The organism is Halomonas alkalisoli (genome assembly GCF_021412585.1).
GTDB classification, from domain to species: domain Bacteria; phylum Pseudomonadota; class Gammaproteobacteria; order Pseudomonadales; family Halomonadaceae; genus Halomonas; species Halomonas alkalisoli.
Map to the genome: position 1 here is coordinate 98,096 of NZ_JAKCMI010000037.1, position 19,033 is coordinate 117,128.

Below are 19,033 nucleotides of genomic sequence, written 5' to 3' on the forward strand. Positions count from 1 at the left end.
AAGATACGGTCGACGCTCAACGGCACCCGCCATCGGCACCATGCACCGCCGCCGCAAAGGCCTTCAGCAGTTCGGGGTCCTTGCAGCCGCGAGCCGCCTCGACGCCACCGGAAACATCCACCGCAAAAGGATGCACGCTGGCAATGGCTTGGGCCACATTGGCAGGCGTCAGACCTCCCGCGAGAATAACAGGTTTTGCCAGGCTTGCGGGGATTCGCGACCAGTCGAAGGTCTCCCCGGTGCCGCCCGGCACGCCCGGTCGATAGGCGTCCAGCAACAGCGCCTGGGCACCGGAATAGGCCGCTGCCGCCGCATGCAGGTCGAGACCGTCGCGCATGCGCAGCGCCTTGATCCAGGGGCGTTCGAAGCCGGCGCAATAGGCAGGGGTTTCATTGCCGTGGAACTGCAGCAGGTCCAGATACCGGCTGACCCGCATGATCAGCTCCGGTGACTGATCGACGAAGAGCCCGACGCGAGTGACGAAGGCGGGCACCCGATCGACGAGCGCCGCCAGGCGGGCATCGTCGACGTAGCGGCTGCTGCCGGGCCAGAATACGAAGCCCAGGGCATCGGCACCGGCGGCCACAGCGGCGTCCACGTCCTGCTCACGGGTCAGCCCGCAGAACTTGATGCGTGTACGAATGGAGTGCCGGTACGACTCGCTCATGGCGCCTTCTCCTCGACCAGCGTCTCCTCCAGCCCGGCCGGAGGGAGCGGCTCAGCCAGCGGCCGCCCTCGACGGAACTCGACCATGGGACAGTCGGGAAGCGCCCGCTCACCGGTCCACTCGCCCAGGAACGCCAGCAGGTTGGGCCCCACTGGCTCCCGGGGCAGCCCCCAGACCTCGTCATAGAGCGAATCGACGAAGTGCAGGCCACAGGCCGGGGCCGTGACGTCGGAGAGGGTACGGTCCTTGAGTGCCATCAGTTCCGCCAGGTAATCGTCACCGCGGCCGCCACGCCCCACCGTCACCAGGGCGCCGACGATGTTACGGATCATATGATGGAGAAAGGCGTTGCCCTGGACGTCGACGACCACCAGGGACCCATGCCGGTGCACCTCGATGAAATGCACCTTGCGCCACGGTGTCTTGGACTGGCAGCCAGCAGCCCGGAAACTGGAGAAGTCATGCTCACCCACCAGCGCCTGGGCGGCCCGATGCATCGCCTCGGCGTCCAGCGGGTCGCGGCACCAGGTGACGTTGGCTCTCTCGAGTACCGGCCGACTCGGCTGGTTGAGGATGATGTAGCGGTAGCGCCGCGCCAGCGCCTTGAAGCGCGCATGAAAATCGTCCGGCACTTCATGCACCCAGCGCACCGCGATGTCCCGCGGCAGGTTGGCGTTCACGCCGAATACCCACGCTTTCTGCGAACGCGGCACCGGAGGATCGAAATGAACGATCTGGCGGGTGGCATGCACCCCGGAATCGGTGCGCCCGCTGCAGTGCACCGTCACCGGCTGGCTGGCGACCTTCGCCAGCGCCCGCTCCAGTTCGGCCTGTACCGAGGGTGCGTTCTTGAGGCGCTGCCAACCGCAGTAGGCGCTGCCATCGTATTCCACCCCCAGGGCCAGGCGGCCGCTGAGGGGGCTACGTTCATCGAGACGTCGAAAGAGGGTCATTCGGCCATCAGAGTCGATAGTGGGTGATCAGTTCCTTGGCCTGGGCCTGGAGCCTGGGGTCGGCGCTATCCCGCAGACGCTGCAGCATGGCGTGTGCCCGCTCGGTCGCGCCGACGTCGAGCAGTCGCCGCGCCTCTTCCAGTTCATCGAACCCGGCCAGGGAGTCGCTTGCGGCCTCATTATCCCGGTCCAGAGGCGGAAAGGCCACCTCCTCCACTTCCCACTCCTCATCTTCCGCCCGCGGCGCCTGGCCCAGGTGCTCAGCGTCCACCGACGCGCCCTCCTTGTTGTCGTCGGTCGCTTCGACTTCTTCTCCCATGCCCGTCCCGGTGGTGGGAAAATCGATGCTGGGCTGCATCGGTGTTTCCTCGCGTCGGCCCGGTTCCGGGTCGAGGGTGGGGGGGCGGTAGTCGATCATGTCACGCTCCACGGCCGCACCTTCACCGGCATGACTGCTGTCGGCAGCAGGCGTGACCGTCGCCTGCTCATCTTTGCTGTCCAGCGGCGGAGCCGGCTCAGGCTCGTCGTCCTGCGCCACCGCATCATCGCCGTCCGAAGGCAGCGCCGCTTCGAAGTACGGCGGCTGCGCTTCGGCGTCGCCGGCCTTCTCGACCTCGTCGCCCTCCTTGACCTCACCACCCTCCTCGACCTCATCGCCGTGCGTCTCGAGCAGGGAGTCGAACTCCTGTGGCGGCAATTCTCTGGCGGCGACAAACTCGGCCGGCACCTTGCCCCGGCCATCGTCGCCATCGTCGCCATCGTCGCCGCCGGACGCTGCCGCACGATGAGCGGCCATGAGGCGACTGGCTTCCGCCACCATGGCGGGATCGCCCCCTTCGGCCAGCCGCTCGGCCTCGCGCTGGGCCGCGGCCCAGTCACCCTGCTTTACATGGACGGTGAGCAGCTTCAGGCGCAGATCATCTCGCCCTGGCTCCTGGGCAAGCCCGGCCTGGAGACTCTCCCTGGCCTGGTCGTAGCGGCCATAGGCCATGAAGATATCAGCCTCGCTGATCGCCTCGGCTTGCGGCATCTGCCCAGGCTGCTCGACAGCGGGCTCGGCGCTGGCAACGGACATGCCCTCCACAACCGGCGGCGTCACCGGGGCAGCCGGCGGCACCGCCGCGGATGCCGCCGGCGCCCCATAGGTCACGTTGGGCATGGTGGTAAAGCCCTTTGTCGATGCTGTTTCGCGGTAGCGCCGACGGCGTATCAGCAGCCATAGGCCCAACAAGGCTGCCAGCCCCGCTCCGCCCAGTATCAGCTGGCGATCCAGCCCGTCCTGGTAGACCGCTCCCCACCAGGGCGTCTCCGCCTCAACTGCCTCCCCGCCAGGTGGCACCATGCCCCCTCCACCGGGGCCATCCACACCCTGTCCACCGGCGACCAGGGCGGCCAACTGGTCGCGCATGGCATCGACCTCGCTGCGCAGGCCACCCAGTTCCTCCTGCAGTGCATCACGTTCAGCCTGAACCGCCTCGAGGGCGCTCCGACTCTCCCGCCAGCGACGCTCCAGGCTTTCCAGGCGTTGCGCTTCGCTTTGGGGAACGAGCGCCTCTGCATCGAGGGATGCCAGCACATCCGGGTCGAGCCGCGACTCAGGCGACTGCCCTGCCTCGCTCAGGCCGCTCGCATCCGTTTCCCCGCCGCCTGCCCCGTCCTCGGCTGGTTGGTTCGGGGATCCGGCGGCCTCGGCAGCCAGCTCGGCATCGCTGAGCAGGGTCAGGCGAGGCTCTGCGACCTCCTCGACGGCAGCCGCCACATCCGTCGCGGCGACCGCCGCCGCTTCACGTTCAGGCTCAGGCTCGGTGACGGGATCGACAAGCTCGGCAGCCGCCGCTTCGGCAATGGCAACCTCGGAAGATCCGAGGGGCACCCGCGCGGGGGCGCCGCTGCCGCGACTGGCCCAGGCCTGGTTCATGGCCTGCACCACATCGCCGGCCTGCTGGGAAGAGCGGGCCGCGATGGCGTCGCGGGAAGGCACGACCAGTGCATGGCCCGCCCGCATGGCGTTGATATTGCCGGAGGGAAAGACCTCTGGATTGGCCTCGACCAGCGCAACCATCATCTGGTCCATGCTGATACCGCTGTCGGGCCTCAGCCGGCCGGCGACGGCCCACAGGGTATCGCCGCTGCTCACCCAGGCCGGATCCCCCGACTGCGTGTCTCGCGACTGGGTCACGACGGGCTGCGCCGGCGCCTCCCGCACGGGTTCGGTGGCGGAGCGCCCGGCCGTGGAGGCAGGCTGCGCGGGCGATAGCCCGACCAAAACCGGCAATTGGTCGTAATCGGGCGGATCCAGTAGCAGGGTGACCTCTCGAAGCTGCCGGCCTCCCGGCCACTCGAAGCTCAGCATCAAGTCCAGCCAGGGTTCGCGTACGGCACGCTCCGTGATGAGATCCACCACCAGCTGCCCATCTCGCACCTGTACGGAAGTACGCACGTTGGCAGCCAACGGCGAGCGGGTCAGTCCGGCGGATTCGAACTCACGGGGTTCGGCCACCGACACTCTCAACAATTCCGGCTCCAGGCCGGAGGTATCGGTCAACGGGATCGTGGCACGCAATGGCGCATTGAGCGGAGAGCTTACCGCGACCTCCCCGACCCCAAGTGCCAGCGCCTGAAGGCTCGAGGCCGAAAGCGATAGCAGCATGGCAATTGTCAGCTTGCGTCTCATAGGTTCCCTTGCGCCGCTGTCGTCACCGACGTGCAGCAGTTCGTTTGATTTATTCTCAGGCAATGACCAAGCCAATACGAAATTTGTATCACATTCTCCCTAGTCTGTGTTTGCCCAGGCCCATGGTGACTCGTCTTTACCTGGTTTTCCCCAATTGCCATCTCCCCACATGAAAACGGGGCGCTTCCCGAAAGAAGCGCCCCGCCATCGCTAGTCCAAGCGTTGAATCACTGTTCGCGCAGAATCTTCAGCATACGCTTGAGTGGTTCGGCAGCACCCCACAGAAGCTGATCGCCGGCAGTGAAGGCGGAGAGGTACTCACCCCCCATCTGCATCTTGCGCAGACGGCCCACCGGAACGGTCAAGGTGCCGGTGACAGCCGAAGGGGTCAGCCCGGCAATAGTGGCTTCCTTGTCGTTGGGGATCACCTTGACCCAGTCGTTGTGCCTGGCCAGGCGGTCCTCAATCTCATCTATCGGCACATCTTTCTTCAACTTGATGGTGAAGGCCTGGCTGTGGGAGCGCATGGCGCCGATTCGCACGCAAAGCCCGTCGATGGGGATCGGGTTGTCCTGCAGGCCGAGGATCTTGTTGGTCTCGACGGTTCCCTTCCACTCCTCCTTGCTCTGGCCGTTGTCGCGCTTGACGTCGATCCACGGCAGCAGGCTGCCGGCCAGGGGAGCGGTGAAATTATCGGTCGGGAACGCATCGCTCCGCATGGCCGCCGTGACCTTGCGGTCGATATCGAGAATCGCACTGGCCGGGTCGTCCAGCTCAGTGGCCACGCTGTCGCGCAGTGCACCCATCTGGTTGAGCAGCTCGCGCATGTGCTTGGCACCGGAGCCGGAAGCGGCCTGATAGGTCATGGAGGTCATCCACTCGATCAGGTCGGCCTCGAACAGGCCACCCAGGCTCATCAGCATCAGGCTGACGGTACAGTTGCCGCCGACGAAGGTCCTGGCGCCGCGGGAGAGCTGATCGTCGATCACCTTGCGGTTGACCGGATCGAGGATGATGGTGGCCTCGTCCTCCATGCGCAGGGTGCTGGCGGCATCGATCCAGTAACCCTTCCAGCCGCCACCGCGCAGATCGCCATAGACCTGCTTGGTGTAGTCGCCACCCTGGCAGGTGATCACGACATCCAGCGCCTTGAGCTCGTCGATGTCGGTGGCATCCTTGAGCGGAGGAACGTCCACACCGATGTCCGGGCCGGGCTTGCCGACCTGGGAGGTGGTGAAGAAGATCGGCTCGATGCCGTCGAAGTCTCCATCCTCCTGCATGCGCTGCATGAGCACCGAACCCACCATGCCACGCCAACCGACGAAACCGACTTTCAACATGTGAAGTCCTCCTGAAAAGTATGAACCAGCCATTATACAGAATTGCGCCGGGTCTTTTTAGCCGCACCTGTCGCGAGACAGGCTTGCCTGGGGCGTCCGCCCCTACGAGGATAGCGGGCATAGCCCCCGGCCTGCGTATCAAATTGCGTCGAAGGCCCTCAGCACGGCGTCACCCATTTCACTGGTGGAGACGGTACGCGTCCCCTCGGAGGCAATATCGGCGGTTCTCAGGCCGTCGTCCAGCACCTTGCCCACGGCCGCTTCGATACGCTCGGCCAGCGCAGGCTCGCCTAGGGAATAGCGCAGCAGCATCGCCACCGAGAGAATGGTGGCCAGCGGATTGGCCACGTTCTGGCCGGCGATGTCCGGCGCGCTGCCGTGGCAAGGTTCATACATGCCCTGGCCGCTCTCGTTGAGCGAAGCTGAGGGCAGCATGCCGATGGAGCCGGTCAGCATCGCCGCGGCATCCGACAGGATATCACCGAACATGTTGCCGGTGACCATCACGTCAAACTGCTTGGGCGCGCGCACCAGCTGCATGGCCGCATTGTCCACGTACATGTGCGAGAGCTCGACATCGGGATACTCCGGCGCCAGGCGCTCCATGACCTCGCGCCACAGGATGGTAACCTCGAGCACATTGGCTTTGTCGACGCTACACAGGCGCTTGCCGCGCTTCTGTGCCATTTCGAAGGCGACCCGACCGATGCGCTCGATCTCGCTCTCGGAATAGATATAGGTATTGAAGCCGACCCGCTCGCCGTTGCGCACCTCGATGCCACGCGGCTGGCCGAAGTAGATGCCGCCGGTGAGCTCGCGGACGATCATGATGTCAAGACCGGCCACCAGCTCGGGCTTGAGACTGGAGGCGGAGGCGAGCTGCGGATAGGTGATGGCCGGGCGCAGGTTACCGAACAGGCCGAGGTTCTTGCGCAGGCCGAGCAGGCCCTTCTCGGGGCGCTTGGTGAGATCCTCGAGCTTGTCCCACTTGGGACCACCCACGGCACCGAGCAGGATGGCATCGGCGGCCTTGGCCTTGTCCAGGGTCACCGCGGGCAGCGGCTCGCCGTGTTCGTCGTAGGCGCTGCCACCGACCAGGCCTTCTTCCACCTCGACGTCGAGGCCGCGGGCCTGGCAGGCGGCCAGGATGCGGCTCGCCTGGGCAGTGATCTCGGGGCCGATGCCGTCGCCCGGCAGTACCAGAATCTTGCGTGTCATGTGTTATTCAATCCTTGTCCTTGCCTTTCTTTAGCGAATGGCGGCAGGCTGCACGGCGACAGGCCTGCGAGGAGGCCTGCCGCCGGATCAGCCCCGCGGGGCGCCGGGGGCAAGCCGGAGAGGAGGTCTTTTGCCATGGATGGCAAAAGTAGCGCCCAGGGATGGGTTCACAGCGCATCCTCGCAGGCCTGCCACCGGATCAGCCCCGCGCCTCCAGCGGATTCAGCATGTAAAGAGTCAGGCCTGAGCGCTATCGCGGAACAGCCAGGGCCGCGCGGCACGATGGCGCTGTTCGAAAGCGCGGATGGCATCCTCGTCCTTGAGAGTCAGGCCGATATCATCGAGCCCCTCGAGCAGGCAGTGCTTGCGGAACCCATCGACCTCGAACTCGAAGATCTCGCCGGAGGGCGTGATCACCCGCTGGTTCTCCAGATCGACGTCGAGGCGATAGCCTTCGCTGGCTTCCACCTCGGCGAAGAGGCGATCGATCGTCTCCTCTCCCAGCGTGACCAGCAACAGGCCGTTCTTGAAGGCGTTGTTGTAGAAGATGTCGGCGAAGCTCGGCGCGATCACCACACGAAAGCCGAAGTCCTCCAGCGCCCAGGGAGCGTGCTCGCGGGAGCTGCCGCAGCCGAAGTTGCGCCGCGTCAGCAGGATGCTGGCGCCCTGGTAGCGCGCCTGGTTGAGCACGAAATCGGGATTCACCGGACGCTGCGAGCAGTCCTGGCCGGGCTGCCCCTCGTCGAGGTAGCGCAGCTCGTCGAAGAGATTGACGCCGAAGCCGGTACGCTTGATCGACTTGAGGAACTGCTTCGGGATGATCAGGTCGGTGTCGACATTGGCCCGGTCCAGCGGCGCGACGAGGCCTTCGGTGCGTTCAAACTTGTTCATGGCTCAGGCCTCCTCTGCTACGGGCTGGTCGTCCAAACGACGCACATCGACAAAATGACCGGCAATGGCGGCGGCGGCGGCCATGGCCGGGCTGACCAGGTGGGTACGCCCGCCGTAGCCCTGGCGACCTTCGAAGTTGCGGTTCGAGGTAGAGGCGCAGTGCTCGCCGGCGCCGAGCTTGTCGGCATTCATGGCCAGGCACATGGAGCAGCCCGGCTCGCGCCATTCGAAACCGGCCTCGATGAAGATCTTGTCCAGGCCCTCGGCCTCGGCCTGACGCTTCACCAGGCCCGAGCCCGGCACGACCATGGCCAGTTGAATGGAGTCGGCCACCTTCTTGCCGCGGGCCACCTTGGCGGCCTCGCGGAGGTCCTCGATGCGCGAATTGGTGCAGGAACCGATGAAGACCTTATCGAGGCGAATATCAGTAATCTTCTGCCTGGGCTTGAGGCCCATGTACTCCAGCGCCCGGGTGTAGCCGCGGCGCACGGTGTCGTCACCGGCCTCGGCCGGGTCGGGGACCTCGCCGGAGATGCCGGTGACCATCTCGGGACTGGTGCCCCAGCTGACCTGGGGTTCGATCTCGGCGGCATCGAGCTCCACCACCTTGTCGAAGACGGCGTCGCTGTCCGAAACCAGGTTGCGCCAGTCGGCCACGGCAGCGCCCCACAGCTCACCGGACGGGGCAAAGGGTCGGTTGCCGAGGTAGTCGATAGTGGTCTCGTCCACTGCGATCAACCCAACCCGGGCGCCGGCCTCGATGGCCATGTTGCACACGGTCATGCGGCCTTCCATGGAAAGGTCGCGAATCGCGCTGCCGGCGAACTCGATGGCGTAACCGGTGCCTCCGGCGGTGCCGATCTTGCCGATGATGGCCAGCACCACATCCTTGGCGGTGACACCCGCGCCGAGCTTGCCCTCGACCCGAACCTGCATGTTCTTCATTTTCTGCGCCAGCAGGCACTGGGTGGCAAGCACGTGCTCCACCTCGGAGGTGCCGATGCCATGCGCAAGGGCCGCAAAGGCGCCGTGGGTGGCGGTATGAGAGTCGCCACAGACCACGGTCATCCCCGGCAGGGTAGCGCCCTGCTCCGGCCCCACCACGTGGACGATGCCCTGGCGCGGGTCGTTGATCTTGAACTCCTCGATGCCGAACTCGACGCAGTTGTCATCAAGCGTCTGCACCTGGATCAGCGACACCGGATCCTTGATGCCGGCGTTGCCTTCGGCACGCTCCTTGAGCGTCGTCGGCACGTTGTGGTCAGGCGTTGCCAGGTTGGCGTCGAGCCGCCACGGCTTGCGCCCGGCCAGGCGCAGCCCCTCGAAGGCCTGCGGCGAAGTCACTTCGTGGAGCAACTGGCGGTCGATGTAGATCAGTGCGGTGCCGTCGTCGCGCTCCTTCACCAGGTGCTGCGACCACAGCTTGTCGTAGAGTGTCTGGCCTGCCATATCGTTCTCCCGGGCTCTGGGGCCCTTTGCCTGTCCGGTCTTGTATTGACGTTCTGCTTCAGGTGGCCATTGCAGCAGCGCTAGCCAAGGGGCGCCGGGGACAGGTCGGAGAGGGGGTCATTTGCCATGGATGGCAAATGTAGCGTCCAGGGATGGATTCACAGCGCCCCCTCGAAGACCTTGTCGCCGGCAAAGCCCCTGCCACATAGGTTGGCCGATTGACAGTCAGTCTTGCGCGACTCGACCATAAAAGCAATTCATGTTATTTATTCATTGGATTCCATATTGGAATACCAGTTGAAAGACATCACTTCGACAAGGGAAGCCCGTGGATACCCAGAGCCTTCAGGCCTTTCTCGCCGTGGCCGACAGCGGCAGTTTCTCCCGGGCGGGCGAGCAGTTGCACCTGACCCAGCCTGCGGTCTCCAAGCGGATCGCCACGCTGGAAGACCAGATCGACGCCCGCCTGTTCGATCGCATCGGCCGCCGCGTCACGCTGACCGAAGCCGGTCGAATCCTGCTGCCGCGCGCCCGGCAGATCCTGGTCATGGTGGACGACAGCCGACGGGCGCTGGTCAATCTTGGTGGCAGCGTCGCCGGTAGCCTGACCCTCGCCACCAGTCACCATATCGGCCTTCATCGCCTGCCGCCGCTGCTCAAGGCCTATACCCGCAACCATCCGGAAGTGCGCCTGGACCTGCAGTTCCTCGACTCCGAGCAGGCCTACCAGGGGGTACTCGACGGTGAACTGGAACTCGCCGTGGTGACGCTCGCGCCACACCCGGACCCGCAGCTCGAAGTGGTGCCAGTGTGGGACGACCGGCTCTGCTTCGTCTGCGCCCATGACCACCCGTTAGCCGGACAGCCCCGACTGTCGTTGCACGAACTCTGTGCCTTCGATGCCGTGCTGCCGGGCCCGATGACCTTCACCCGCACCCTGATCGAGACCCGTTTCGCCTCGGCCGGCCTCTCCCTGCCAGTTGCGCTCTCTACCAACTATCTGGAAACGCTGAAGATGATGACCGCCATCGGCCTGGGCTGGAGCCTGCTGCCTGAGCGACTGGTGGCCGGCGAACTCCATGAGCTGGTGGTGGACCATCCTCCTATCCACCGCTCCCTGGGCTATCTGATGCACAAGAGCCGCACCCTCTCCAATGCGGCCAGGGCCATGCTTGGCCTGCTGGAAGCGGCTCGCGACGAAGCAAGCCGGGACTGACCCGGGCGTATCTTGTTAGACTGCTTATCAAACTGTAGACCAGCCTTTCGAGACGGAGCCTCTCGTCGACGTGACCTCGCCTTCATCGACAGCACCTTCATCACGCCACACCCTGGCCGGAACCCTGATCCTGCTCGGCCTGCTGCTGCAGATCCTGGGCTTCGTCGATCTGCTGCCGCTCCCCCATCTGGTTGGCTACAGCTTCTGGCTGGCAACGGCACTGCTGTGGCCCGACACGCCCCTCCGTACCCGCTGGCAGGCCGGGGTCCTCGCCGCCATCGGGCTGGGGCTGCTGGTGCTGGCCCGGCTGCGCTACGATGCCGCCATTGCCTGGCCGGCCGTGCTGGATGGCAACACCTACGTGGTCGCCATGCTGGTGGGGGTCAGTTTCATCGGGCTGATCGGCAACCGCAGCGGTTCGAAGCGACCGCTGGGCCGACCTGTCACCGGGAGTCGCGGCACCGCCGGTACCTGGCTGGGCGTTCATATGCTCGGCACCATCCTCAATCTATCGACCGTGTTCATGATCGGTGATCGGCTAGCTCGACGCGGTCCCTTGACCACGCCGCAATTGCTGGCACTCAACCGGGGGCTCTCCAGCGCCGCCCTCTGGTCGCCCTTCTTCGCCTCCATGGGGGTAGTGATGACGCTGGCCCCGGCGCTCGAGTACTCCCGGGTACTGGCCATCGGCCTGCCGCTGGCGCTGCTCAGCGGGGCACTGACCACCTTCGAGCTATCGCGTCGCTTCGATCTCGCGGAGGTGGCAGGGTTCTCGCTTTCACCCCGCAGCCTGCTGATGCCGCTGAGCATGGCCGCCCTGGTGATGCTGTTTCACTATCGCCTGACACCTCAGTTGGGCATCGTCAGCATCATCACCTTCCTGCTGCCCGCCGTGGCACTGGCCAGCAACCTGCCCGCCGGCCCCCGCTGGACGCTGTATCGCGTTCGTCAGCATACCCTGATGCGACTACCCGCCATGCGCGGGGAGATTACGCTGTTCCTGTCAGCCGGGCTGCTGACCCTCGGCCTCTCCACCGCCATTGCCGCGGCAACCGGCAGTGAATGGACACTGTTCGACCACTTTGGCGCCAGGGAAGCAATCTTCAGCTTTCTGGCCATTGTCGCCAGCGCCATCGTCGGGCTGCACCCCATCATCGGCGTCTCGGTGTTGGCTTCGATGCTCGACCTGGGCGCGGACCGCCAGACCCTGTTCGCCTTCACGGCCCTGGCCTCCTGGGCGGTCGGCACCTCGGTGGGGCCGCTGTCTGGCATCAACCTCTCGCTGCAGGGGCGCTACGGCGTCAGCGGCTACCGCATGATGAAACACAACCTACTCTACGCGCTGATCATGAGCAGTCTGGTGGTGGCCGCCCTTCTGCTACTGGATCGAATTTGGTAGACCACCCCGGCGCCCCCCTCGCACTCCAGGACACGATCACTCCGAAACGCGATAGAAATAGCGATGCCCGCACTGGTGGCAAGGTTCTATGCGCGTCACACCTTCCAGTTCGACCACGGCATCGCAGTGGACGCAGGCCATGCGCCCCGGGGCAGCCATCTCGCCCTCGCAGTAGTCGGCGCGGGACGCCTCCAGGTCCTCTTCGAAACGCAACCGCTCGACCTTGCTACGATCGGCGATGGAGAACAGCGCTTCCACCACGCGCCGCGACAGCTGGTCGAGATCGATGCCCAGCCAGGTGGCGACGCTATGACCACCGGCATGGAGATAGCGGCGCATGTCGACCAGGTCACGCTCGACCCAGGCGCGCAGCAAGGCCAACTCGTCCTTGGTGAACTCCTCGAGCTCGGCCTCGAACTCAACGGCATCGTCGAGTTCCTGCTGCAGGTTCTCCCAGGTCAGCTCCTTGGCGCCATCACGCAGCCTATCCAGCATGCGCTCGTAGGCTTCGCGCAGCCGGTGTTCGCGATTGAGGTCGGGACGTTCGCTCATGCTCTTCTCCTCGAAGCGGCTCGCAGGCGGGGTCGGGCATGGCCGGCCCTGCCCTAGTGGGGTATCCTTGGTTACCATTTAGACGACATCTAGCCGTCAGTTCAACGTTTTATCGCCAAGATGCGATCAACGCCTGACGCCGGACAAGACTCCGCCGACCCGCACCGTGCCCTGTCACGGTGCCCGACATTCAAGGTAAGCGCGAAAACCGATGGACGCACAGTACAAGCCCTTTGAGATCGAACGCGACGCCCAGCAGTTCTGGGACGAGAACCAGTGCTTCAAGGCGGTGGAAGATGCCAGCCGCGAGAAGTTCTACTGCCTGTCGATGTTCCCCTACCCCAGCGGCAAGCTGCACATGGGGCACGTGCGCAACTACACCATCGGTGACGTGGTTTCCCGCTATCAGCGCATGCAGGGCAAGAACGTCATGCAGCCCATGGGCTGGGACGCCTTCGGCATGCCGGCCGAGAACGCGGCGATCCAGAACCGGGTGCCGCCGGCCAAGTGGACCTACGACAACATCGACTACATGCGCAATCAGTTGAAGGCGCTGGGCTTCGCCTACGACTGGAGCCGGGAGTTCGCCACCTGCGATACCGACTATTACCGCTGGGAGCAGTGGTTCTTCACCAAGCTGGTGGAGAAGGGGCTGGTCTACAAGAAGATGTCGACGGTCAACTGGGACCCGGTGGACCAGACGGTGTTGGCCAACGAACAGGTCATCGAGGGGCGCGGCTGGCGCTCCGGCGCCCTGGTCGAGCGCAAGGAGATCCCGCTGTGGTTTCTCAAGATCACCGACTACGCCGATGAACTGCTCGCCGACCTGGACAAGATCCAATGGCCCGAGCAGGTCAAGACCATGCAGCGCAACTGGATCGGCAAGTCCAGGGGTATCGAGCTCAGCTTCGATATCAAGAACGCTGATGGCGCGGAAGTCGAACCGGTCAGCGTCTATACCACCCGCCCCGATACCCTGCTGGGCGTGACCTACGTTGCCGTGGCGTCCGGCCACCCCCTGGCCCGTGACGCAGCGGCAGGCAACGCCGAAATCGCTGCCTTCTGTGAGGAGTGCGCCCGTGGCGGCACCTCCGAAGCGGCGCTGGCCACCATGGAGAAGAAGGGCATGCCCACCGGGCATGTTGCGGTGCATCCGCTGACCGGGCGAGAAGTGCCGGTCTACGTGGCGAACTTCGTGCTGATGGAATACGGTACCGGCGCGGTCATGGCGGTACCCGGCCATGACCAGCGCGACTGGGAATTCGCCACCAAGTATGGCCTGCCAATCGAAGCGGTGATCGCCGACGAGAATGGTCAGGCACCGGACCTCTCCGAGGGTGCCCTGGAAGAGTACGGCGCGGTAATCAACTCCGGTGAATTCGACGGCCTCGATTTCACACAGGCCTTCGATGCCATCGCCGCCAGGCTCGAGTCCCTCGGCCGTGGCGAGGTGAAGACCAACTATCGCCTGCGCGACTGGGGTGTCGCCCGCCAGCGCTACTGGGGCGCACCGATCCCGGTCAAGTACGGCCCCGAGGGCCAGACCGTGCCGCTCTCCGACGCGGAGCTGCCGGTTGCCCTGCCCATGGAAGTCACCGTCGATGCCAGCGGTTCGCCGCTGAAGAAGATGCCCGAGTTCTCGGACCTGGGAGACGGCTGGGTGCGCGAGACCGACACCTTCGACACCTTCATGGAGTCCTCCTGGTACTTCGCACGCTTCTGCTGTGCCGATAACCACGATGCCATGCTCGACGAGCGTGCCGACTACTGGCTGCCGGTGGATCTCTATATCGGCGGCATCGAGCACGCCATCCTGCACCTGCTCTATGCGCGCTTCTTCACCAAGCTGATGCGCGACCTGGGCCTGGTGAAGGTCGACGAGCCCTTCCAGCGCCTGCTCACCCAGGGCATGGTGATCGCCGAGACCTTCTATCGTTCGACGCCCAACGGCGGAAAGGAGTGGTTCAACCCCGCCGACGTGGAGGTCAAGCGCGACGAAAAGGGCCGCCCAATCAGCGCAGTGCTGATCGAAGATGGCCAGCCGGTGGAGATGGGCGGCATCGAGAAGATGTCGAAGTCGAAGAACAACGGCGTCGACCCGCAATCGATGATCGACCGCTTCGGCGCCGATACCGTGCGCCTGTTCATGATGTTCGCCGCCCCGCCCGAGCAGTCGCTGGAATGGTCCGACTCCGGCGTCGAGGGCGCCAGTCGGTTCCTCAAGCGCTTGTGGCGCATTGTTTTTGAGCATATCGAGTCCGAGCGCCTGGAAGCCGGGCAGCCCGGCACACTCGATGTGGCCCAGTTGAATGAGCCTCAGCGCGAGCTGCGCCGCAAGACCCACGAGACGATCAAGAAGGCCAGCGACGACATCGGCCGTCGCACCACCTTCAATACGGCCATCGCCGCGGTCATGGAGCTTTCCAACGCCCTGGGTCGCTTCCAAGCCGATCATGACGGCAGTGGCCAGGACCTGGCCGTGGCACGCGAAGCGATCGAGGCCTGTGTACTGCTGCTCTCCCCGATCACGCCGCACGCCTGCCACGCCCTGTGGCACAGCCTGGGCCATGACGAGCCAGCCATCGACGCTCGCTGGCCACAGCTGGATGAAGCAGCCCTGGCACGCGACACCCTCGAGCTGGTCGTGCAGGTCAACGGCAAGCTGCGGGCACGTATCGAGTCACCGGCGGATGCCAACAAGTCCGCCATCGAATCCCAGGCACTCTCTGCCGAGAACGTGCAGCGCCACATCGAGGGAAAGACGGTCCGCAAGGTGATCGTGGTGCCCGGCAAGCTGGTCAATATCGTAGTGGCGTAACACGTAAAGGAGTCGATCAATGCAGCGACGCACCTTCCTCGGGCTATTGTTGACCGGGAGCGCCAGTCTCGGCCTCACAGGCTGCGGCTATCGCCTGCGCGGTCTCGATACGCCTGGCCCGGCCCTCAGCGAGCTTGCCATCGCCGGTAGCGACAGCGATCTTGCCGGCATGGTGCGGGAAAGGCTGGAGTCCGGCGACACCCGTGTGCACGCCCAGGCGCCATTGGTGTTGAACCTGGGTGCCGAGGAGTTCCGTGAGCGCCCCCTTGGCATCCAGGGAACGGGGCCCCGCGAGCTGGAAATGGCGCTCCGGCTGCCCTACTCGGTTCAGCGACGCTCCGACGGTGCCTATCGACTGCCTCAGCAGCAGCTCGAGGTCGTCACCCGCTTCACGGTCAGCGATGACAATCTCTTGGCTCAAGAGGATCTCCGCGAGGAGGCCCGGCAGGAGCTGCGGCGCGATGCCACCCGCCGGCTTCTGGACCGGCTGCGCTCACTGGAGTGACGAGTAGACGATGAAGGTCTTTGCCGACAAGCTTGCCGATGCGCTGGCCAAGAAGCTGCCCCCGGTGGTCATCATCGCCGGTGACGAGCCGCTGCAGCACATGGAAGCCTGCGATGCCGTCCGCGCGGCCGCACGCGCGCGCGGCGTCGAAGAGCGCGACATTCTCCATGTGGAAGCCAATTTCGCCTGGGGCCGGCTGCGTGAAACCGCCGCCAGCATGTCGCTGTTCGCCTCCAGCAAGTTGATCGAGCTGAGGCTGGGCGCCAGCAGCCTGGGCCAGGAGGGTGCCAAGGCACTCAAGGAGCATGCCGGGGAGCTCCAGGGCAGCGATGACGTGCTGCTGATCTCCATGGGCAAGCTCGACTACCGCCAGCAGAAGAGCGCCTGGTTCCAGGCGCTCGACAAGGTCGGCCTGTTCGTACCGGTATGGCCGGTGGACCCCTCTCGCCTTGGCTACTGGCTGCGGGACCGCGCCGAGCGATATCAGCTGACCCTCGACCTCGATGCCGCTCGTATGCTGGGTGAGCGTACCGAAGGCAACCTGCTGGCCGCCGACCAGGAGCTGCAGAAGCTCTCCCTGCTGCTGCCCAGAGGGGCTCGGGTCGGCCCGGCCGAGATCGCCGGAGGTGTCGAAAACAGCGCCCGCTATGACGTCTTCACACTGATGGATGCCTGCTTGAAGGGAGAGCGCGAGCGGGTCTCGCGCATCATGCGCGGGCTGCGCGGTGAAGGCGTCGAGTCACCCATCGTGCTCTGGGCGCTGACGCGGGAGCTGCGCACACTGCTCTCGCTTCATCAGCACCTGGACCAGGGCCAGAGCTTCGAACATGCCTGCAAGGCCCAGAAGCCCGCCATCTTCGACAAGCGTCGACCGGCCTATCAGCAGGCCATCGCCCGACTACCGATGAAACGGCTGCACAAGCTGCTGCTCCTGGCCCAGCGCCTGGACCTGGCGATCAAGGGTGCCAGCCCACTGCCACTGTGGGACGGCCTGCATGATCTGGCCCTGACCCTGGCCGGCGGCCGTGGCCTGCTCGCGGAACTGCCCTCCTCATACCGCGTGGGTTAACGCTTCTGATTTAAAGCGTTAACTCTGCGTCGTATATTCGGCCTGGAATCCTGCCATCATTCCACTGAAAACCCCTGCCTGGGAGCCACCCGCATGAGCCGTCCCTTACACCTGACGCTTTCACTGGCTGCCCTGACGACCTGCTTGTTCGTGGCGCCCGTTCAAGCCACCGCGGCCGCCCCCAGCGAACTGACCCCGTCACAGGATGAGACACCCATTCTCACGCTGCACAGCGACGACGAGCGCCGTCCGGTCAGTCGCGCCGAGATCGAGTCATCGCCTCTCCATGAGGTAACGCTTCAGCATTTCGAAGGCCCGCAGGGGAGCTTCGCGGGCGTGTGGCTGGACGACTTTCTCGACTCCCAGAATCTTGACGCCTCCGCCACGCTGCGGCTTATCGCCCACGATGACTATACGGTCTTCATCACCCCCCAGGATCGTGAAGAAACGCGCTACCTGCTCGCCACACGCCTGGATGGTGATCCCCTGACGCTCACGGAGTTCGGCCCCACCATGCTGATCGTACCCGCCGATGCCCAGGCCGTTGAAGCCGGCACGGCAAGCTCGACGCACTGGATCTGGTCGATTCGAGACATTCAGGCCCAATGAGCCAACGCCAGCACCGCACCCTGAGCTGGCAACTGGCCTTGGGGTTCGCCCTGTTGGCGGGGGTCTGCGCCTTGGTGATAGGGTTCTACGTGGTCAATGCTCGTCAGCACGTGGGGGCCAACTACACGACGCTGGTTGCCGATGTGGTGCGTGCCCAGCAGCACCCCGTGCTGCTTCGCCATACCCTGGATCGACTGCACGAGTCGCCCGAAGTCGCACACGAAGAACGCCTCGGCAATCTGCTGTGGCGCATACCGCAGCATATCAACGGCGTCAGTCATGGCCTGACGAGAAGTCAACTCGACCCGGCCGACTATGTCCCGCCGCTCGACAGGCTGCATCAGGCGGCAGCGCAGTTGCCCGAGCTGCAGAACCGGGTCGATGAGATGCAAGCCGGTGTCGTACCGGGCGAGCTGACGCGACTCGGTTACGAGATCGAGAACGAGCTGGCACGAGCCTATAGCGAGCTCAATGAACTCATCCACGTCGCAGCCGCCGAGCAGCGCATACTCATGGAACGGCTCACCTGGGCAATCGGCGTCCTGGTCCTGCTGGTACTGATTGTGGTCGGCGGGCTCATGCTCGCCCTGCTACGTCTGCACAGGGAACGTGAAGCCGTGAAGCGCATCAGCCTGGTCGACGAGCTGACCGGGCTCGGGAATCGACGCTATCTCATGGAAGCCGCCAATCGTCTTCACGAACAGAGCCTGCGCAACGGCCAGCCGCTGAGCATCGCGCTGCTCGACCTCGATTTATTCAAGCAGCTCAATGACAGCTTGGGCCATCCCACCGGCGACGGCGTGCTGAAGGCCTTCGCCAACGCCGTGCTGGAGGAGACGCGTCAGGCCGATATCGTGACTCGCATCGGGGGCGAGGAATTTTGCATACTGATGCCCGACACATCGTCAGAAGGGGCTTTCGAAGTCGCCGAGCGGATTCGCCACCGCATCGCTGGCCTCACCGAACCGACACTCGGCGCGCCCACGACGCTCACCGTCAGCCTGGGCCTGGCCACCGGCCAGAAGCAGGGTTCTGACTTCGACTCGCTCTACTCACGCGCCGACAAGGCACTCTACACAGCCAAGGCCAATGGGCGAAACTGCACCCGGATCGCCTGAGCCAGCCATTTTACATGATGCAAGAGCATGAAATATCACGGCCTTTCTGCTTATACTAGGAAGACATCGTTGGAGTGCAGGACGTGTCCAGCTCGCCGCGACGGCGACACGGATCATTCAAGAGCCGGAAGCCCAAACCAAGAAGAAGGAAGATCGCCATGAAAAGACTCTACCGTTACCTCAGCCCGCTGCTGATCCTCGCCCTGCTGCTGGGGAGTGTCTCCGCAGCCGCCGCCCCCGTGCCTGCCAGTGATCTGGTGACCACCCAGGCGGCCCTGAGCGCCGAGCGCCCCGATGCCGATCGCGAGCGGATCCACGAGATCCTGTCCCGGGCCGACGTCCAGGAACAGCTCATCGCCCAGGGCGTGGACCTCGATGAAGTGGAAGCTCGGGTGGCCGCACTCTCCGATGATGAAGCGCGCCAGATGGCCGAGCAGCTCGAGCAGCTCCCGGCGGGCGCCAGTCTCGTGGGTGCGCTGCTGTTCGTCTTCGTCGTGCTGCTGGTCACCGACATCCTCGGCCTGACCAACGTCTTCCCTTTCACGCGGTGACAGG

Annotated in this window: 16 protein-coding genes; 8 read left to right on the forward strand and 8 right to left on the reverse strand. The window is 64.8% G+C overall.

The window, feature by feature from the left end; translation table 11 throughout:
• Positions 1–16: 16 nt before the first annotated feature.
• The 7 genes from LY622_RS16650 to leuC form a co-directional block, all read right to left on the reverse strand.
• Positions 17–667: a phosphoribosylanthranilate isomerase gene (locus LY622_RS16650; RefSeq protein ID WP_234291913.1), complete on the reverse strand. Its 651-nt coding sequence runs from the start codon at positions 665–667 to the stop codon at positions 17–19.
• Positions 664–1,620, reverse strand: coding sequence for a tRNA pseudouridine(38-40) synthase TruA (truA, locus tag LY622_RS16655; RefSeq protein WP_234291914.1), 957 nt, complete (start codon positions 1,618–1,620; stop codon positions 664–666). Before truA ends, LY622_RS16650 begins: the two co-directional genes overlap by 4 nt.
• A 7-nt stretch (positions 1,621–1,627) precedes the next feature.
• On the reverse strand, positions 1,628–4,294 hold the full coding sequence (locus LY622_RS16660; protein ID WP_234291915.1) for a FimV/HubP family polar landmark protein: 2,667 nt from the start codon (positions 4,292–4,294) through the stop codon (positions 1,628–1,630).
• Between the two features lie 227 nt (positions 4,295–4,521).
• A complete protein-coding gene (asd, locus tag LY622_RS16665) occupies positions 4,522–5,634 on the reverse strand; it encodes an aspartate-semialdehyde dehydrogenase (protein ID WP_234291916.1) in 1,113 nt (370 codons plus the stop codon).
• A 138-nt stretch (positions 5,635–5,772) separates the two neighbouring features.
• Complete coding sequence (leuB, locus tag LY622_RS16670; protein ID WP_234291917.1) at positions 5,773–6,852, reverse strand: 3-isopropylmalate dehydrogenase; 1,080 nt, start codon at positions 6,850–6,852, stop codon at positions 5,773–5,775.
• 237 nt (positions 6,853–7,089) lie between these two features.
• Positions 7,090–7,743 (reverse strand): 3-isopropylmalate dehydratase small subunit, encoded by a 654-nt coding sequence (leuD, locus tag LY622_RS16675; protein ID WP_234291918.1) that lies wholly within the window; start codon positions 7,741–7,743, stop codon positions 7,090–7,092.
• Between the two features lie 3 nt (positions 7,744–7,746).
• Positions 7,747–9,192 (reverse strand): 3-isopropylmalate dehydratase large subunit, encoded by a 1,446-nt coding sequence (gene leuC / locus LY622_RS16680; RefSeq protein WP_234291919.1) that lies wholly within the window; start codon positions 9,190–9,192, stop codon positions 7,747–7,749.
• Positions 9,193–9,520: 328 nt separating this feature from the next.
• Here leuC and LY622_RS16685 point away from each other — a divergent pair, with 328 nt between their 5' ends.
• Positions 9,521–10,408: a LysR family transcriptional regulator gene (locus tag LY622_RS16685; RefSeq protein ID WP_234291920.1), complete on the forward strand. Its 888-nt coding sequence runs from the start codon at positions 9,521–9,523 to the stop codon at positions 10,406–10,408.
• 70 nt (positions 10,409–10,478) lie between these two features.
• Positions 10,479–11,807, forward strand: a complete 1,329-nt coding sequence (locus LY622_RS16690) for a hypothetical protein (protein WP_234291922.1) — start codon at positions 10,479–10,481, stop codon at positions 11,805–11,807.
• A gap of 36 nt (positions 11,808–11,843) precedes the next feature.
• Here LY622_RS16690 and LY622_RS16695 read toward each other — a convergent pair whose 3' ends face one another.
• A complete protein-coding gene (locus LY622_RS16695) occupies positions 11,844–12,359 on the reverse strand; it encodes a zinc ribbon-containing protein (RefSeq protein ID WP_234291923.1) in 516 nt (171 codons plus the stop codon).
• A gap of 211 nt (positions 12,360–12,570) precedes the next feature.
• Here LY622_RS16695 and leuS point away from each other — a divergent pair, with 211 nt between their 5' ends.
• The 6 genes from leuS (at position 12,571) to LY622_RS16725 (ending at position 19,029) form a co-directional block, all read left to right on the forward strand.
• Positions 12,571–15,177: a leucine--tRNA ligase gene (gene leuS, locus LY622_RS16700; RefSeq protein WP_234291924.1), complete on the forward strand. Its 2,607-nt coding sequence runs from the start codon at positions 12,571–12,573 to the stop codon at positions 15,175–15,177.
• Positions 15,178–15,196: 19 nt separating this feature from the next.
• Entirely contained in the window at positions 15,197–15,682 is a 486-nt protein-coding gene (locus LY622_RS16705) for an LPS-assembly lipoprotein LptE (protein ID WP_234291925.1), read from the forward strand.
• A 10-nt stretch (positions 15,683–15,692) separates the two neighbouring features.
• Complete coding sequence (gene holA / locus LY622_RS16710) at positions 15,693–16,751, forward strand: DNA polymerase III subunit delta (RefSeq protein WP_234291926.1); 1,059 nt, start codon at positions 15,693–15,695, stop codon at positions 16,749–16,751.
• A gap of 93 nt (positions 16,752–16,844) precedes the next feature.
• Positions 16,845–17,360 (forward strand): hypothetical protein, encoded by a 516-nt coding sequence (locus LY622_RS16715; RefSeq protein WP_234291927.1) that lies wholly within the window; start codon positions 16,845–16,847, stop codon positions 17,358–17,360.
• Positions 17,357–18,478, forward strand: a complete 1,122-nt coding sequence (locus LY622_RS16720; protein WP_234291928.1) for a GGDEF domain-containing protein — start codon at positions 17,357–17,359, stop codon at positions 18,476–18,478. The genes LY622_RS16715 and LY622_RS16720 overlap by 4 nt, the downstream gene beginning before the upstream one ends.
• 158 nt (positions 18,479–18,636) lie before the next feature.
• Positions 18,637–19,029 carry a PA2779 family protein gene (locus LY622_RS16725; RefSeq protein WP_234291929.1) on the forward strand — a complete coding sequence of 131 codons (393 nt, stop codon included), beginning with the start codon at positions 18,637–18,639 and terminating at the stop codon, positions 19,027–19,029.
• Positions 19,030–19,033: the final 4 nt, after the last annotated feature.

Bases quoted from the DNA above. Each gene is read 5' to 3' on its own strand.
- LY622_RS16650 (WP_234291913.1), bottom strand. From the start codon at position 667: ATGAGCGAGTCGTACCGGCACTCCATTCGTACACGCATCAAGTTCTGC.
- truA (WP_234291914.1), bottom strand. From the start codon at position 1,620: ATGACCCTCTTTCGACGTCTCGATGAACGTAGCCCCCTCAGCGGCCGC.
- LY622_RS16660 (WP_234291915.1), bottom strand. From the start codon at position 4,294: ATGAGACGCAAGCTGACAATTGCCATGCTGCTATCGCTTTCGGCCTCG.
- asd (WP_234291916.1), bottom strand. From the start codon at position 5,634: ATGTTGAAAGTCGGTTTCGTCGGTTGGCGTGGCATGGTGGGTTCGGTG.
- leuB (WP_234291917.1), bottom strand. From the start codon at position 6,852: ATGACACGCAAGATTCTGGTACTGCCGGGCGACGGCATCGGCCCCGAG.
- leuD (WP_234291918.1), bottom strand. From the start codon at position 7,743: ATGAACAAGTTTGAACGCACCGAAGGCCTCGTCGCGCCGCTGGACCGG.
- leuC (WP_234291919.1), bottom strand. From the start codon at position 9,192: ATGGCAGGCCAGACACTCTACGACAAGCTGTGGTCGCAGCACCTGGTG.
- LY622_RS16695 (WP_234291923.1), bottom strand. From the start codon at position 12,359: ATGAGCGAACGTCCCGACCTCAATCGCGAACACCGGCTGCGCGAAGCC.
- leuS (WP_234291924.1), top strand. From the start codon at position 12,571: ATGGACGCACAGTACAAGCCCTTTGAGATCGAACGCGACGCCCAGCAG.
- LY622_RS16705 (WP_234291925.1), top strand. From the start codon at position 15,197: ATGCAGCGACGCACCTTCCTCGGGCTATTGTTGACCGGGAGCGCCAGT.
- holA (WP_234291926.1), top strand. From the start codon at position 15,693: ATGAAGGTCTTTGCCGACAAGCTTGCCGATGCGCTGGCCAAGAAGCTG.
- LY622_RS16715 (WP_234291927.1), top strand. From the start codon at position 16,845: ATGAGCCGTCCCTTACACCTGACGCTTTCACTGGCTGCCCTGACGACC.
- LY622_RS16720 (WP_234291928.1), top strand. From the start codon at position 17,357: ATGAGCCAACGCCAGCACCGCACCCTGAGCTGGCAACTGGCCTTGGGG.
- LY622_RS16725 (WP_234291929.1), top strand. From the start codon at position 18,637: ATGAAAAGACTCTACCGTTACCTCAGCCCGCTGCTGATCCTCGCCCTG.